This window comes from Moorena sp. SIO4A5 (genome assembly GCF_010672005.1).
Classification (GTDB): domain Bacteria; phylum Cyanobacteriota; class Cyanobacteriia; order Cyanobacteriales; family Coleofasciculaceae; genus Moorena.
This window is the reverse complement of sequence record NZ_JAAHHZ010000017.1, coordinates 16,660-29,318: the sequence shown is the minus strand read 5'-3', so window position 1 is coordinate 29,318 and position 12,659 is coordinate 16,660. Positions and strand designations below refer to the sequence as shown.

21 protein-coding genes are annotated in these 12,659 nt (G+C 44.5%); 10 read left to right on the top strand and 11 right to left on the bottom strand.

Annotated elements, in window-relative coordinates; genetic code table 11:
* Window positions 1–164: 164 nt before the first annotated feature.
* The 6 genes from F6K57_RS08735 to F6K57_RS08710 all read left to right on the top strand — a co-directional run bounded on the left by F6K57_RS08735 (window position 165) and on the right by F6K57_RS08710 (window position 3,568).
* The gene (locus F6K57_RS08735; RefSeq protein WP_293066616.1) at window positions 165–434 is read left to right on the top strand and encodes a ribbon-helix-helix domain-containing protein; all 270 of its coding nucleotides are present in this window, start codon (window positions 165–167) and stop codon (window positions 432–434) included.
* Window positions 435–442: 8 nt separating this feature from the next.
* Window positions 443–787 carry a type II toxin-antitoxin system RelE/ParE family toxin gene (locus F6K57_RS08730; RefSeq protein ID WP_070391078.1) on the top strand — a complete coding sequence of 115 codons (345 nt, stop codon included), beginning with the start codon at window positions 443–445 and terminating at the stop codon, window positions 785–787.
* 560 nt (window positions 788–1,347) lie between these two features.
* The gene (locus tag F6K57_RS08725) at window positions 1,348–1,614 is read left to right on the top strand and encodes a DUF1778 domain-containing protein (protein WP_287313252.1); all 267 of its coding nucleotides are present in this window, start codon (window positions 1,348–1,350) and stop codon (window positions 1,612–1,614) included.
* A 277-nt stretch (window positions 1,615–1,891) separates the two neighbouring features.
* The gene (locus F6K57_RS08720; protein WP_293022743.1) at window positions 1,892–2,677 is read left to right on the top strand and encodes a Uma2 family endonuclease; all 786 of its coding nucleotides are present in this window, start codon (window positions 1,892–1,894) and stop codon (window positions 2,675–2,677) included.
* On the top strand, window positions 2,674–2,844 hold the full coding sequence (locus F6K57_RS08715) for a hypothetical protein (protein ID WP_293066605.1): 171 nt from the start codon (window positions 2,674–2,676) through the stop codon (window positions 2,842–2,844). The genes F6K57_RS08720 and F6K57_RS08715 overlap by 4 nt, the downstream gene beginning before the upstream one ends.
* A gap of 151 nt (window positions 2,845–2,995) precedes the next feature.
* Entirely contained in the window at window positions 2,996–3,568 is a 573-nt protein-coding gene (locus tag F6K57_RS08710) for a Uma2 family endonuclease (RefSeq protein ID WP_293066602.1), read from the top strand.
* Window positions 3,569–3,683: 115 nt separating this feature from the next.
* On the opposite strand, the gene F6K57_RS08705 is transcribed toward F6K57_RS08710, so the two are convergent.
* From F6K57_RS08705 to F6K57_RS08690, 4 genes are all read right to left on the bottom strand, one after another.
* Window positions 3,684–3,821: a hypothetical protein gene (locus F6K57_RS08705; RefSeq protein WP_293066599.1), complete on the bottom strand. Its 138-nt coding sequence runs from the start codon at window positions 3,819–3,821 to the stop codon at window positions 3,684–3,686.
* Between the two features lie 3 nt (window positions 3,822–3,824).
* Entirely contained in the window at window positions 3,825–4,148 is a 324-nt protein-coding gene (locus tag F6K57_RS08700) for a DUF433 domain-containing protein (RefSeq protein WP_293022734.1), read from the bottom strand.
* A gap of 130 nt (window positions 4,149–4,278) precedes the next feature.
* On the bottom strand, window positions 4,279–4,671 hold the full coding sequence (locus tag F6K57_RS08695; protein ID WP_293066597.1) for a DUF5615 family PIN-like protein: 393 nt from the start codon (window positions 4,669–4,671) through the stop codon (window positions 4,279–4,281).
* A gap of 2 nt (window positions 4,672–4,673) precedes the next feature.
* A complete protein-coding gene (locus tag F6K57_RS08690; RefSeq protein ID WP_293066594.1) occupies window positions 4,674–5,048 on the bottom strand; it encodes a DUF433 domain-containing protein in 375 nt (124 codons plus the stop codon).
* A 254-nt stretch (window positions 5,049–5,302) separates the two neighbouring features.
* Between F6K57_RS08690 and F6K57_RS08685 the strand changes: the two genes are divergently transcribed.
* Together F6K57_RS08685 and F6K57_RS08680 are read left to right on the top strand one after the other, a co-directional pair.
* Complete coding sequence (locus tag F6K57_RS08685; protein ID WP_293066591.1) at window positions 5,303–5,557, top strand: hypothetical protein; 255 nt, start codon at window positions 5,303–5,305, stop codon at window positions 5,555–5,557.
* Window position 5,558: 1 nt separating this feature from the next.
* Complete coding sequence (locus tag F6K57_RS08680) at window positions 5,559–6,326, top strand: peroxiredoxin-like family protein (RefSeq protein WP_293066588.1); 768 nt, start codon at window positions 5,559–5,561, stop codon at window positions 6,324–6,326.
* A gap of 98 nt (window positions 6,327–6,424) precedes the next feature.
* Here the strand turns inward: F6K57_RS08680 and F6K57_RS08675 are convergent, their stop codons facing one another.
* The 7 genes from F6K57_RS08675 to F6K57_RS08645 all read right to left on the bottom strand — a co-directional run bounded on the left by F6K57_RS08675 (window position 6,425) and on the right by F6K57_RS08645 (window position 11,072).
* Window positions 6,425–6,589 (bottom strand): type II toxin-antitoxin system HicA family toxin, encoded by a 165-nt coding sequence (locus tag F6K57_RS08675; protein ID WP_293066585.1) that lies wholly within the window; start codon window positions 6,587–6,589, stop codon window positions 6,425–6,427.
* Window positions 6,590–6,628: 39 nt separating this feature from the next.
* The gene (locus F6K57_RS08670) at window positions 6,629–6,850 is read right to left on the bottom strand and encodes a type II toxin-antitoxin system HicB family antitoxin (protein ID WP_293066582.1); all 222 of its coding nucleotides are present in this window, start codon (window positions 6,848–6,850) and stop codon (window positions 6,629–6,631) included.
* Between the two features lie 394 nt (window positions 6,851–7,244).
* Entirely contained in the window at window positions 7,245–8,351 is a 1,107-nt protein-coding gene (locus F6K57_RS08665) for a substrate-binding domain-containing protein (RefSeq protein WP_293022724.1), read from the bottom strand.
* Window positions 8,352–8,365: 14 nt separating this feature from the next.
* Window positions 8,366–8,662 (bottom strand): hypothetical protein, encoded by a 297-nt coding sequence (locus F6K57_RS08660; protein ID WP_293022721.1) that lies wholly within the window; start codon window positions 8,660–8,662, stop codon window positions 8,366–8,368.
* 105 nt (window positions 8,663–8,767) lie between these two features.
* Window positions 8,768–9,115, bottom strand: coding sequence for a hypothetical protein (locus tag F6K57_RS08655; protein WP_293022718.1), 348 nt, complete (start codon window positions 9,113–9,115; stop codon window positions 8,768–8,770).
* 167 nt (window positions 9,116–9,282) lie between these two features.
* Window positions 9,283–10,893 carry a VWA domain-containing protein gene (locus F6K57_RS08650; RefSeq protein ID WP_293066577.1) on the bottom strand — a complete coding sequence of 537 codons (1,611 nt, stop codon included), beginning with the start codon at window positions 10,891–10,893 and terminating at the stop codon, window positions 9,283–9,285.
* A complete protein-coding gene (locus tag F6K57_RS08645; RefSeq protein ID WP_293022715.1) occupies window positions 10,875–11,072 on the bottom strand; it encodes a hypothetical protein in 198 nt (65 codons plus the stop codon). The genes F6K57_RS08650 and F6K57_RS08645 overlap by 19 nt, the downstream gene beginning before the upstream one ends.
* A 147-nt stretch (window positions 11,073–11,219) precedes the next feature.
* Here F6K57_RS08645 and F6K57_RS08640 point away from each other — a divergent pair, with 147 nt between their 5' ends.
* Together F6K57_RS08640 and F6K57_RS08635 are read left to right on the top strand one after the other, a co-directional pair.
* Window positions 11,220–11,963, top strand: a complete 744-nt coding sequence (locus F6K57_RS08640) for a Uma2 family endonuclease (RefSeq protein ID WP_293022712.1) — start codon at window positions 11,220–11,222, stop codon at window positions 11,961–11,963.
* 121 nt (window positions 11,964–12,084) lie between these two features.
* The coding region (locus F6K57_RS08635) for a Uma2 family endonuclease (RefSeq protein ID WP_293022708.1) at window positions 12,085–12,659 on the top strand (575 nt) is incomplete at its 3' end.

The window sequence follows — 12,659 nt, the reverse complement described above, 5'->3', positions numbered from 1 at the left end:
GAGTAGAGAGCTGAGGCCGTAGGCCACGCGGGGCGCGTTCGGAGTAGGGAGTAGGCAGTGACTGTGTGACTGGTGACAGCTAAAGGGCAATATTTCGCATATATTGCCTTTTAGCTGATGTAATGTTACAGTGTTTATAGAAACTTGCTGTCAAGGAGCGTGCTATGCCGTCTGTGAAGAATCAGCCCCCCAAACGCATCAACGCTACATTGCCGGAACCACTAGCCCAATTTGTCGCCGAGATGACAGGAGAAAACGGGCTATACGAAACCCCCAGTGAATTTGTTCGGGATCTCATTCGCAAACATATGGAAAAAACTGCTGCGGCTGAACGATACGCCATAAACAGCTTATTGCGGCAGTCTCTCCATGAGAATAGTTATACCCCTCTGACAGAGGATGATGCCGACACCATTCGCCATAGCCTCAGTTAAATAGCACGATGACATTCTCCATGCAAAAAAGTGCCCTGTTTATGCGACAGTGGCGGGACTATGCACAGAATTACAAAAACCGTGCTGGAGTAGATGTGGCCGAACGATTCATCGCCGCCGTAGAGCAAGCCTTGGATTTCATCAAAAACAATCCCTATGCCTGCGCTCTCTACGATGCCGGTGAAGGATACGAGGATCTGCAAGTCTATCAATTCAGAAAATGGCGCTTGCAAGGTTTTCCCCATGCGGTGCTGTTTCGCTTAGAAGATAACGCAACCATCCTGGTGGAAGTCCTGTATGCCCATAAAATGCATATACCATCGCGTCTTATGAGTGATATGGAAGGGATTTAGCTTCCTCCGCTCTTATGCCCCACAACGAACATGCGCAGCATGAGTGTTTAAAGTTACCGTAAGGATAGTGGAGCCTTAATCAATAAGTTTTAACCCTTTTACCCATAGCCTGCCAACCATAAAGGCTCCACTAACAATCAGGATTCATCTCCAGAGATGAATCGCGGACAGGAACTCTGATAAACAGCCTGAAAAACGTTATACTAAAAATAGTAGGGAAGACAAATTAAGAGCTAACCGCCACCTACGTGCTTAAAAATAGAACTTATTGTATTGTTCCGGCGCGGAGGGGCATCCCGTGTCGTTAATAAAGCTTACCGAGTATCCGAACTGTTGGGTGGAGTTGGTAAGAAGCCCACACTGTAATCTACTGGCTTTGCCAGACGCTACGCGAACGATGAGCGTGTGGGAGTATGTCACTTAGGTAAGGTGATGTTTTCTTAAACATCAATGGGGAGAGGGGAAACACGGGGAGGCGGAAAAGCAACAAAAGTTGTTATTGTACAAATGTTGTTATTATGCTAAGATGTTGTTGTTGTTGCACAACATAGGGATTTCCCATGCCTAGGCTTTCTATTGAGATCACCCCAGAACAGCATCAGAAGCTCAAAGCGATCGCAGCCCTGAGCGGCAAAACTATTAAGGAATATGTGCTTGAACGCTGTCTGCCTGATGTGCCCATCAACCCAGAACTAAGCTCCGAAGAAGCCCTGGCTCAACTGTCTGCCTTTCTCAAGCCGAGAATAGAAGCGGCTGAACGGGGTGAATTCTCCCCTAGCACTTTTGCAGATATTAAGCAGAAAGCACGTAATAACATCCAGTCCTGAATGAAGATGCCCTGATTAGACGTTTTGCAAAAGTGGTCTGAATCCCACAGATTTCCTGGGCTAAAAATGGCTTTTGCAACAGGTCTATTGGCAATGAATGCTCTCACTAAATAACGTCAGTTCGGGTTAATATAGCGTTTCTCAGAGTAATGAGGTACACAGGATTTTTTTCCTGTTGCCTGTTGGCTGTTGGCTGTTACCTAAAATCAAAAATGTACCTGACCCAATTGAGAACTGCTATAAAATAGGCTTATCAGCTCTGGTAAAGGTTTTTCCTATGGTTCAGCAGCTCCATCCCACTACCGATGACATCTTCTATCCCGAAAGTGATGGCAAACCCTTGGCGGACAATACCCTTCAATTTGAACTAATTACCACCATTAAGTATGGCCTGGAAGCCCTATTCAAGGATGACCCCAATGTGTTTGTTGCCGGGGATTTGTTGTGGTATCCAGAACAAGGACAACCCAAAATCAACCAAGCCCCCGATGTGATGGTGGTCTTGGGTAGACCGAAAGGGCATCGGCGTTCCTACAAAACCTGGGTTGAAGATAACATTAATCCCCAGGTGGTCTTTGAAATTGCCTCATTAACTAATACCATCAAGGAATTAGAGGACGATAAACTCAAGTTTTACCGGACCCATGGAGTAGAAGAGTACTATCTCTATGATCCAAATAGAGCAAAACTAAAAGGCTGGTTGCGTTCAGCAGAAAAGTTAGAACCAATCCCCCAGATGCTTGGTTGGGTTAGTCCCCGTTTAGGAATTAGGTTTGAGTTAGTAGGCTCGGACTTGGTGCTGTATTATCCCAATGGTGAGCGTTTTGCTACGTATTTGGAAATTATTGAGCTCAAAGATCTCGCTCAACAACAGGCAGAACAAGAACGTCAACGAGCAGAGCAAGCAGAGGAAGCTTTAGAGCAAGCAGAGGAAGCTTTGGAGCTTGAAAGGCTGGAAAAACAACAGGCATCACAACGAGCAGAACAGGCAGAAGCTTCGTTGCAAGCATTGTTGGAGCAGTTAAAAGCAAAGGGCATAGATCCAGAACAGTTCGAGCTATGAACTCCACCATACCGACACGTTGTCAACTGTGGAAGGTGATTAAGGCGGTGAATGAGGTTATGAATGACTTAAGGGTGGCGCAACACTTTCCTCCTCAGGATGAGGGATTAGCTTATCTAGCAAAGGGAACAGGGAATAGGGAACAGGGAGTAGGGAGTAGGGAGTAGCGATGCAGCGCGGTCTTGGGGGTTTCCCCCACTCGCTATTGCATCAAGACGGGAGTAGGGAATATGGCATCAAAAATTATCACAATTCCTACACGGATCCCTATCTGCCAAAATTGATAAAATTAAGACAGATTAAATCAGGATAATTGATATGACTGAAACAATAGAACGAGTCAGTTGGAGAATCGATGATTTAGAACTATTGCCTCACTCTGAAGGGACAATATACGAAATAATTGAAGGAGAATTATTTATGACTCGAACGCCTCACCGACGACATCAACAAATTTGTGGCAGAATTTTTAGTTATTTGAATAATTGGTCAGAATCAACAGGTAATGGTGAAACTATTATTACTCCCGGAATCATCTTCTCAGATGCCGATAATGTGATTCCTGATGTAGTGTGGGTAAGCCAAGAAAGATTAGCTCAAATAGAAGATGAAGCCGGACATCTGACCGCAGCACCTGAATTAGTGGTGGAAGTAATTTCTCTTGGTAGAGAAAATGAAAAACGCGACCGCGAAGTTAAAGTCAAGTTATATTCAATTCAAGGGGTAAAAGAATATTGGATTGTCGATCGTTTTCGTAAGCAAGTAGAGGTATATCGCCGAGACAAGGGAAAATTAACTCTAGTTGCTACCTTATTTGAGCAGGATGAGTTTACTTCTCCTTTATTACCAAATTTTGTTGTACTAATCAATCGCTTCTTCCCGGTTAAGTAAAACAGCACGGAGAACTGAATAATATCACCAAAATTATAGGTTTTCATACTCGGTATCTTCAGGATTATACCAAATTTTAGCAAAGACCGATTCAGAAAGTTAAGTCACAAAGGTTTTAGCTAATGCTGGCATGAAAAACTGTTACTTCGACATCATCAGGTAAATTTTTGCCTTCCAGGACATCATGGGTCAAACTTCTGAGGTGTTGGGTTGCCTTCAAAGAAAATTGTTCATCAGCATAGAGAACAGCCATCGCTCAAGCCTCATCATTATCCTGGATTGCTTGGTCAATTTCTTCGGGGTGAGCATTAGCATAAACCCAAGCATTGGCAACATCGCTGGCACTTAGGGTAGGGTAATTTTGCAGAAGATCAACTTCACTGCTGCCAAGATTACGAGCTTGAACGAGAACCCAAACAGGAATACGAGTGTTGGCAATCCGGGCATCTCCCCCGCAAACACCAGGTGTTTTTTCAATGCCTGTCCAGATGTTGCTAGCTTCCTGAAGTAGCTGAATCGCTTGAGCTTTTTCAGTTAAACTAAGGGCTAAAAGTTGGGATTTAATCTCGCGCAGGGTCATGGTGGACGAAGTTGTACTGACTTGTTTTGTAAAAATTCGATTTGGGCGATCGATCAACAGATTAAGAAGGCTATCTGGCTCGTATTTGAGTTTTTATCAATACCCAACAGTATCTACCACGCTGAAAAATTTACGGAATAAAAATTCGACCGACTCCCAGGTAGTTTTCCAGATCAAGCACAATTTCAATCAATCGGGTAGCGCATTTTTGCCGATAACTACTCTCGTCAAGTCGATCTGGGTTACCAATTGTCAGAATTGGCAACGAAGTTGGTGTATTGTCCTCACGAATTGTTTGCTCTAGAGAGTCTTCTCCCTTCATATTTCGGTTAGCGGTAATCAGGATCATTTGGTTGCTCTGAGCAAAGTGCCAAACGGCGCGATCGCTACTATCCATTGGCAAGTCAGCGTCCTGAAATGTTTTGAAGCGAATAGGTAACAGTTCAAGCCATCCTTCAGCCGAGAGTGTTCCCCAAAATAGAACAGCATCGCCAGTTAAATTGTAGTCAATCAGAAAGTTCATGCCTATGCCTGGGCTTCAATTCGCGCTTTCCATGCTTGAAGTTTTGCACGGAGGGCTTCCTGACCTGGCTTCGGAGGCATTGCTGCGATCTTGGTAAATCGTTCTCGATTTCGCTCTTCCCAATATTGCCGAATTTCCTTTGCTGTTTGTAGACATTCTTGGTATTCCGCTTCAAACTCAACATGATGAGTTTCAATGTAGGCTAGCGCTGAACGAATCTGATCATGATTAAGACCGAGTTTTTCAGAGATCAACTGTTGTGGATACTGAGCCTTCAGGTAATCCATCACGTCGTAAAGAGTGATGCGTGTACCTGCGATTGTCAATCCCCGCTCTGTCCGAATGATTGCTGGTTCTTCAGTAGGTGCTGACACCATATTAAACCTCCTATCCCTGCTGGATAGCGATCTATTCCCTTGATACCCAAAGTCCATTATATCCAAAGCCCGATCGCTCACATATACCCTTTAACCACGAAATAAGATGCGTGATGGTTCGCTCACTCATTCAGTTGATCGGCGATCGTACCAGGCACAACTCGATCGTACTCTGAAGTAAGTCCCGAATTTACGATCGAGGCCGATAAATACCTTTGATTGAGGCAGCAATTTGAGTAGACCTGCTGGTAATATTGAGTATCTGCTTTGGCTGGGAATGGAAACCCACCAACAGCCTCCTGATTGAGCAGCAATTCAACAAATTACAGAAGAAGCGTTCGCGTAGCGTGACCTACGGTCAATCGCTTTTAGCGGAAGCTGAGGCCGTAGGCCACGCTTTGCGTTCGCGTAGCGTCGGCTTTGCCGAAACGCTTCATCGCAAAGCTCAAACCAATGTCGAAGCGTGCTTTACTTTTAATACAACATTCCCCTTAAAACAACCGGTTTAAAATGAATCCTTACACAATCTTAAATCAGACCCAGTGCCAGCGGGTAAGTGATGGAGTCATCCTGCCACTTCTGAGCGGTTGTGAGTCAGCCACCCGCCAGCTGGTACTTGTCTGGCCCCAACTTGGAGATTTCGACAGTCTCGAATACGCTTGGTGGCTGCAACGGGAAGCAAAAAGGTTACAGGGCGAGGGTATAGTAATACGAGCTGTTGGTATTGGCAATCGCGATTCTGGTAAGCGATTCTGTAACTATACGGGGTTTCCTGGGGATTGGTTGTTTGTCCCTGCCAATGCACAGCTGCACCACCAGCTTAATCTTTATCCAGGACTATCGCTCAAGCTACCAGGGCTCTCAATAACCCTAAATGCCTACTTGAATCTGCTGCTGATGTGTGCGGGTATTGGTAGTCCTGGCACTCTAGCTGAAGTATTTCGAGGCTATTGGGGCGATAGTCAGGCTCCGCAGTTGCTCGATGATGAGGAGGTTGTGCGAGGTATACCACTTCCCCCTATCAAGGGCTCATTCTTCAGGCTGGCTGGTGGCAAAGGTTTTCAAAGACCCTTTGAATTGGCAACCCTGCGGCTGCGGAATATGACAGAGGTTTTAAGCCACTGGAATACTTATGTGCCCAATGGGGCTTATCTGACCCAGCGAGGGGGAACTTTCTTATTCGATTCACAGGGGAAATTACTCTACCAATACCGGGATTGCGGGCTCCTTGGCTTTGCTCAGAATATGAGTCGTCCACTGTCGTTTTTATTAGATTAGTTCTACCCAAGCGATAGTAACAATGTCTTGATAGATCTTGTGTAATCGAACGCACAATAAAAGAGCGATTGGCCGTAGGCCACGCTACGCGAACGCACTTATTTTAGTTGATCAAATTCCTTCTCACTAATTCCTAACTGCTTGAGTATTTCTCGAAATAACCAACCTCCAATCTCAGCATTACCATGAACAGGAATAGTGGTTGAACGTCCATCCGGATGCTTCCAACGGGCATGACTTCCTTTTTGACGAACTTTCAGCAAAGCCTAATTGTTTAGCAACTTATTCTCACGGTTTTAGCTTTAGCTGGCATGAGAAAAAGTTACCTCGACATCATCAGGTAAATTTTTGCCTTCTTCGAGGTATTCTTCTTGAATCATCTCAAAAACAGGATTTAATTCACAGAGGGCTGCTTCAGGAGTTTCTCCCCAGGCATGACATCCTTTAATGGCTGGAATATAGGCGACAAAAGTTCCATGGTCATCGGGACGTAAAATAATTTTATAGTCCTTTAAGGATTTCATTGTTCTTTTTCCCTAGATATTATTTTTGGCTGTCTATTCTATCGTTGAAAGACCCAACAAAGAGTAATCGCTGCAGATGTTAGATTACGAGCTAGTTGGCATCAGCCTAGTTTAACACCCACGGGTTTGCTTTCATGAATCGACTGGCAGGTTATACTGGGGACGCTGCTATTGGGCAAACTCAGCGATAGACCGAAATCGACGTAAGAGACGTTTCATCTTTGTTCCTCCTAGGGTTGATTAGTTCAATTGCTTAACGGGTTATATTTAATTACTAGAATGCAGGTGTTAACCGAGGAGAGGGAACAGCGATGCAGCACCTTAATAAGGGAGTTTCACGACTGCCGACTGCCGACTCCCGACTCCCGACTCCCGACTCCCTACTCCCTACTCCCTACTCCACCCGATTCCACATCCGTTGAATTTCCCCAATCACTTCAGAATTTGGTGGTGCTAAAGTTTTTAAATTAGGGTCAGTTTTTGCACCGGGAATACGTTTTGTCCAAGGACTGCCGGAGACAGATTGCAAATCAATACCCCCAATCACAGGACGAAAACCGTATTGCACAAAGGTTTTTTGTTGTTCTGGAGCAGTTAGGAATTGGAGGAATTTCCGTGCTGCTTTTACCTGTTGCGAGTTCACATCTCTGCGCACAATGGCTGCGGTGGAAACCGTTTCAATGGTGGGATTAAAATAATAAATCTGATCGGGCTTGCTTTGAGTCTGGGCTGCTTGTTCCCAACGGTAGAGGGCAATGCTTTCATATACAGTAGCAACATCTGCCTCATTGGGGCCACGAGCAATAAACTCTTGCAATAGAGTGTCCGTTGAGCGTGGCGGTTGATAGACAGACCGCTTTACTAAACCGAACAGAGATTGAATTTCCGAGCTATTAAAATTAGTTGGGGATAAGGTTGCGCCCCCAGAATTACTCTGTGTCCAAAGACTTAAGGTCAGTTGTCCGCTATTGGAACGATTAGGATCGGTAGTCACAAAGTCAAAACTACCCCAGTTAGGATTGCCGCCAATCTCCTGCCAATTGCGCTTTTTCATGGCATTTTCTAGTTTTAACCATTGAAAACGACCATCGGGAAACAGAACTTCTCCCCGTTCTGGCCAAGCAATACCTACTAATAGGGTTTTGGCAATGGGTTGGGGGTTATCATAAAAAGGTGGAGTAGTGTTTTGGGCTTGCCAGCGATCGCTCAATTCATTCAACAAAACCCCATTGGCTGGAATTAAAATTGTGGGTTTAAAATCCTTCTTTTCATCGAGATAGCGATTGACTAATTCCTGGGAGCCTTGGAATTTAAATTCGATGTTAATATTAGAATAGGTTTCTTCAAAACGTTGTTCCAGAACAGCGAGGGGTTCTTGCAATTCTGTTCCACTTACCACATAAAGGGTTTGGTTTAATCCTGGTAAAGGAGCGTAGGCAATGCCTAGGGAAACAGCGATAATCCCCAGGGATGTAATTGTTTTAGTTGTTTTATTATCCATGAATTCTGATCAAGTTAAGATAGGAAAAGAGCCATATTGTCTTGAAAACCTGCCAATTCGGTACTGAGGGAGCGCAATTCTTCCACGGTTTGGGCATCTTCTAAATTGCTTGTCCGCAGGCGATTCTGCAACTGTTGTAAAACTCCCGCAGTATCAGTAATCAAAGTAGCTAGAGCAATCACCTGGGCTTGTCTAGCATCTTCCCCTTGTCGAGCCAGGGTAATGTTGTGCTGCAAGCTGGTCGCTAATTGCTGTAATTGTTGCCTAGCGACTCCAGAACTCTTAGTTTTTTTCGCTTCTACCTCCTGCAACTGCTGCTTTAACTCGGTTACTGAAAGCAGGGAGTCGGTACCATGGAGACGTTGGGAGAATTGGTCAATTTTGGCTGGTAATTCTAACGCGCGATTGACCGAAGGTCACGCTACGCGATCGCATGCGAATTGAATAGTAGAAAGTAGCTCCATTTCGGTGGTAGCAAGGGCAAGTTTTTCCGATTCTGAGCGCAGGCTTTCTGCTTTCTGAGCAATCAGTTGAGCCTGTTGTCGTACCTGTTGTAATTCCCTTTCCAAGGCAGGGTTTTGTAGGGTCGGGGGTCGTTGACTTTCCTTTTGCTTAAGAACAGTGGCACCAGCCACCGTGACCACTCCTGCTAGGGGTATAGCAATGGGGCTAGGAAGTCGAGCAACTCGTACTGCGATCGCATGGACTACACCTCCTGCTAAGACCGCTAGGGGATAATGAAGAGGATTTGCAAACGTTAACATGGGTTGCCTCATGGGTAATCAGCGACTGATAATTTACTGAAACTGTATAGCGTTAACTATTCTAATGAGGTACATGTAATTTTTTTTCCTGCTCCCTGCTCCCTGCTCCCTGCTCCCTAAAACCAAGTAATTTGTACTTCATCCAATTGATAACTGCTATAATTGACTTAAAACTCAACTTGTAAATCTGCGATCAACTTAGAAATCGTTTCGGGATTGCCCTGACGATAATAGCCCCCATTTAGTTCAGCAATTGTTTGCAATACTTTAGGACTAAATTCTCCTTGTTTGCCGTAACCGACGGTGAAAAAAGCAATACTTTCATCCGCTTCAAAGTTACTGCTTTGTAATTGTTTTGAGAGGTTATCGAGAGTAATTTCCGAGCCAGAATCATCACCATCGGTCAAAATCAACACCGCATTAATCGCGTTTGTTTTAAAATTTTGTTTTAACCAGTTCCGAGCAAAAAGAGCACTATCATATAATCGAGTTCCTCCCCCAGCTTTCAGACTACCAATAAATTTTATCCCCTCAGCTTTTCCTTGGGGTGTGCCTTCCACCATAAAGGGCTGCTTAATCTCATTACTGAAAGGAATAATCGCTATCTTTTCCCTTGAACCGATATTCTGCACGTAGTTCAGTAACGTATTCTGCACAGCCGAGAGTTTCTCACCTCTCATAGAACCGGAAACATCTACGACTAAAGCAACTTGGGAAGGTTTTTTGGCGTAGCTTTGCCAACTTTGCAACATCGCTTCTACCACTTCCGGTTTAGGAGGACGGTAGGAATCGTATTGAGGATTGGCTTGTACCCCAAATTCAGAGGAAAACTTACTGCCAAGGGGCCCCCCTGGAATCCCTGGACGTAAGCCCAAGTCTACCGCAATTTTTTGGGTTTCTGGTTGCCGTAGGAATTCAATAACTTTTTCCCCTGCTGCTTTTTCTTTGTCACTCACCCATGGGGCATTGGGGAGGATGGCGCGAATGTTGGAACTAAAGGTAGCAGAAGGATAAACCGCTTGATAGTTAACCGTATTATTACCTTGACTGTTGGCAGAAATCACTAAGGATTCGTAGACAGAGCCCACAGAAGCCCAAAAGGGACCGTTGTTCACCATCGATTTCGCTAAAGACCCCGTAGATTTGCCGTAACGGGTGATTTTGTTTTGGATTTTCTGAACCCGATCTTGGTATTTTTTTACATCAGCTATGGTGAGTTCTTCAGGACGCTTACCGGAAACCGAAGCAAATTGAGCCACTAGGGTTTGCAAGCCAGAATTGGAACGGGTTGGGGCGGTGTGAACGTAGGTTATTGGTAAAGCAGCCGCCTTGGGGTCTAGATCCTGGTGATTTTTCGCCTCTACCAAGGAAACATAGAGATCGTCCACTGCTGCTAAACTTCCGGCTAAATCAGCTTGGGTCATAAAAACCATCGGACTGTAAGCAAGCAGAGGTGATTCAGTTAAATCTGGGATATAGTTCTGTCCTGGAAAAATTTTATTAATCTGGAAGATCAGCTGACTCTGGTAAATTTCTCCATCGACAGAAATTAAAGTAGGAAATTGGGAGTCTTCAGGAGCGATCGCACCAGATTGCAATTGTTTAGTAAGATTAAGAACTTCCTCCACCACATCCCCACTTCCTTTAGTATCGCAGGTTAGATAAAAGGGAGTACCATCCTCTAGTTTAGGCTGGGAGTTATTGAGTTTGGTGGCAGCGCGATTGACCGTTCGCGCAGCGTCGGGCAAAGCCCGAAAGGTCACGCTACGCGATCGCAAAAATCTTTTAAGTCACTCCCTGCCAGAAAGCGAATTTCTAAACCTCGGTTAACTGTTTGGTTGATTGTTGGACTAGTCTGACAAGCACCAAGGAGCAAGAGAACAGAAGAGAAAGGTACCAAAGAGAGTTTCCAAGAGATTGAAGTAAAAATCTTGGGGAGATTGCTATAATTAAACATCACACATCCCTTAGTTGTTGAATCTAAGATCAAGCACCAATTAAATTATAACACGTTTGCTTCACCAAAAATCTGTTAAAATGGTAGTTTGTTTATGGGGTGTGATAAGATAGAATAGGCTTCCAGTATTTGGTGAAAATTTATCCTATGATTCAGCAAATTACTCCCACCACCGATGACATCTTCTATCCCGAAAGTGACGGCAAACCAATGGCCGACAATACCCTTCAATTTGAACTAATTACCACCATTAAGTATGGCCTGGAAGTCCACTTCAAAGATTACCCCAATGTATTCGTTGCCGGGGATTTGTTGTGGTATCCAGTACAAGGAGAACCCAAAATCAACCAAGCCCCCGATGTGATGGTAGTTATCGGTAGACCGAAAGGGCATCGACGTTCTTACAAGACCTGGGTTGAAGATAACCTTAATCCCCAAGTCACCTTTGAAATAGCATCAGAAACCAACACCATCAAGGAATTAGAAGAGGATAAACTCAAGTTTTACCGGACCCATGGAGTAGAAGAGTACTATCTCTATGATCCAAACAGAGCCAAACTAAAAGGCTGGTTGCGTTCAGGAAAAAAACTAGAACCCATCCCCCAGATGCTGGGTTGGGTGAGTCCCCGTTTAGGAATTACCTTTGAGTTAGTAGCATCTCAATTGGTGCTGTATTATCCCAATGGTGAGCCTTTTGCTAGCTATTTAGAAATTAGTGAGCAAAGAGATATGGCTCAACAACAGGCAGAGCTCGAAAGGCTCGAAAAAGAACAAGAACGCCAACGGGCAGAACAAGCGGAGCAAGCTTTAGAGCTTGAACGAATTCGTATGAAAGCATTGCTAGAGCAATTAAAAGCCAAAGGGATAAATCCCGAGGATTTTAACCTATAATCTCTAGCAATTCTCCTAGTAATCAGGTAGACAGGATTTTTCCTGTTCCCTACTCCATTCCCCCCTTATTAAGGGGGGCTAGGGGGGATCCCGACTCCCATTAACCCAAACAATTTTTCCTATGATTCAGCAAATTACTCCCACCACCGATGACATCTTCTATCCCGAAAGTGACGGGAAACCCATGGCCGACAATACCCTTCAATTTGAACTAATTACCACCATTAAGTATGGCCTAGAAGTCCACTTCAAAGATGACCCTAATGTATTCATCGCTGGGGATTTGTTGTGGTATCCAGAACAAGGAGAACCCAAAATCAACCAAGCCCCCGATGTGATGGTAGTTATCGGTAGACCGAAAGGGCATCGACGTTCTTACAAGACCTGGGTTGAAGATAACCTTAATCCCCAAGTCACCTTTGAAATAGCATCAGAAACCAACACCATCAAGGAATTAGAAGAGGATAAACTCAAGTTTTACCGGACCCATGGAGTAGAAGAGTACTATCTCTATGATCCAAACAGAGCCAAACTAAAAGGCTGGTTGCGTTCAGGAAAAAAACTAGAACCCATCCCCCAGATGCTGGGTTGGGTGAGTCCCCGTTTAGGAATTACCTTTGAGTTAGTAGCATCTCAATTGGTGCTGTATTATCCCAATGGTGAGCCTTTTGCTAGCTATTTAGAAATTAGTGAGCA

What these genes read in the sequence shown, in the direction of transcription:
- F6K57_RS08735 (WP_293066616.1), top strand. Translation starts at nt 165, where the DNA reads ATGCCGTCTGTGAAGAATCAGCCCCCCAAACGCATCAACGCTACATTG.
- F6K57_RS08730 (WP_070391078.1), top strand. Translation starts at nt 443, where the DNA reads ATGACATTCTCCATGCAAAAAAGTGCCCTGTTTATGCGACAGTGGCGG.
- F6K57_RS08725 (WP_287313252.1), top strand. Translation starts at nt 1,348, where the DNA reads ATGCCTAGGCTTTCTATTGAGATCACCCCAGAACAGCATCAGAAGCTC.
- F6K57_RS08720 (WP_293022743.1), top strand. Translation starts at nt 1,892, where the DNA reads ATGGTTCAGCAGCTCCATCCCACTACCGATGACATCTTCTATCCCGAA.
- F6K57_RS08715 (WP_293066605.1), top strand. Translation starts at nt 2,674, where the DNA reads ATGAACTCCACCATACCGACACGTTGTCAACTGTGGAAGGTGATTAAG.
- F6K57_RS08710 (WP_293066602.1), top strand. Translation starts at nt 2,996, where the DNA reads ATGACTGAAACAATAGAACGAGTCAGTTGGAGAATCGATGATTTAGAA.
- F6K57_RS08705 (WP_293066599.1), bottom strand. Translation starts at nt 3,821, where the DNA reads ATGGCTGTTCTCTATGCTGATGAACAATTTTCTTTGAAGGCAACCCAA.
- F6K57_RS08700 (WP_293022734.1), bottom strand. Translation starts at nt 4,148, where the DNA reads ATGACCCTGCGCGAGATTAAATCCCAACTTTTAGCCCTTAGTTTAACT.
- F6K57_RS08695 (WP_293066597.1), bottom strand. Translation starts at nt 4,671, where the DNA reads ATGAACTTTCTGATTGACTACAATTTAACTGGCGATGCTGTTCTATTT.
- F6K57_RS08690 (WP_293066594.1), bottom strand. Translation starts at nt 5,048, where the DNA reads ATGGTGTCAGCACCTACTGAAGAACCAGCAATCATTCGGACAGAGCGG.
- F6K57_RS08680 (WP_293066588.1), top strand. Translation starts at nt 5,559, where the DNA reads ATGAATCCTTACACAATCTTAAATCAGACCCAGTGCCAGCGGGTAAGT.
- F6K57_RS08670 (WP_293066582.1), bottom strand. Translation starts at nt 6,850, where the DNA reads ATGAAATCCTTAAAGGACTATAAAATTATTTTACGTCCCGATGACCAT.
- F6K57_RS08665 (WP_293022724.1), bottom strand. Translation starts at nt 8,351, where the DNA reads ATGGATAATAAAACAACTAAAACAATTACATCCCTGGGGATTATCGCT.
- F6K57_RS08655 (WP_293022718.1), bottom strand. Translation starts at nt 9,115, where the DNA reads ATGTTAACGTTTGCAAATCCTCTTCATTATCCCCTAGCGGTCTTAGCA.
- F6K57_RS08645 (WP_293022715.1), bottom strand. Translation starts at nt 11,072, where the DNA reads ATGTTTAATTATAGCAATCTCCCCAAGATTTTTACTTCAATCTCTTGG.
- F6K57_RS08640 (WP_293022712.1), top strand. Translation starts at nt 11,220, where the DNA reads ATGATTCAGCAAATTACTCCCACCACCGATGACATCTTCTATCCCGAA.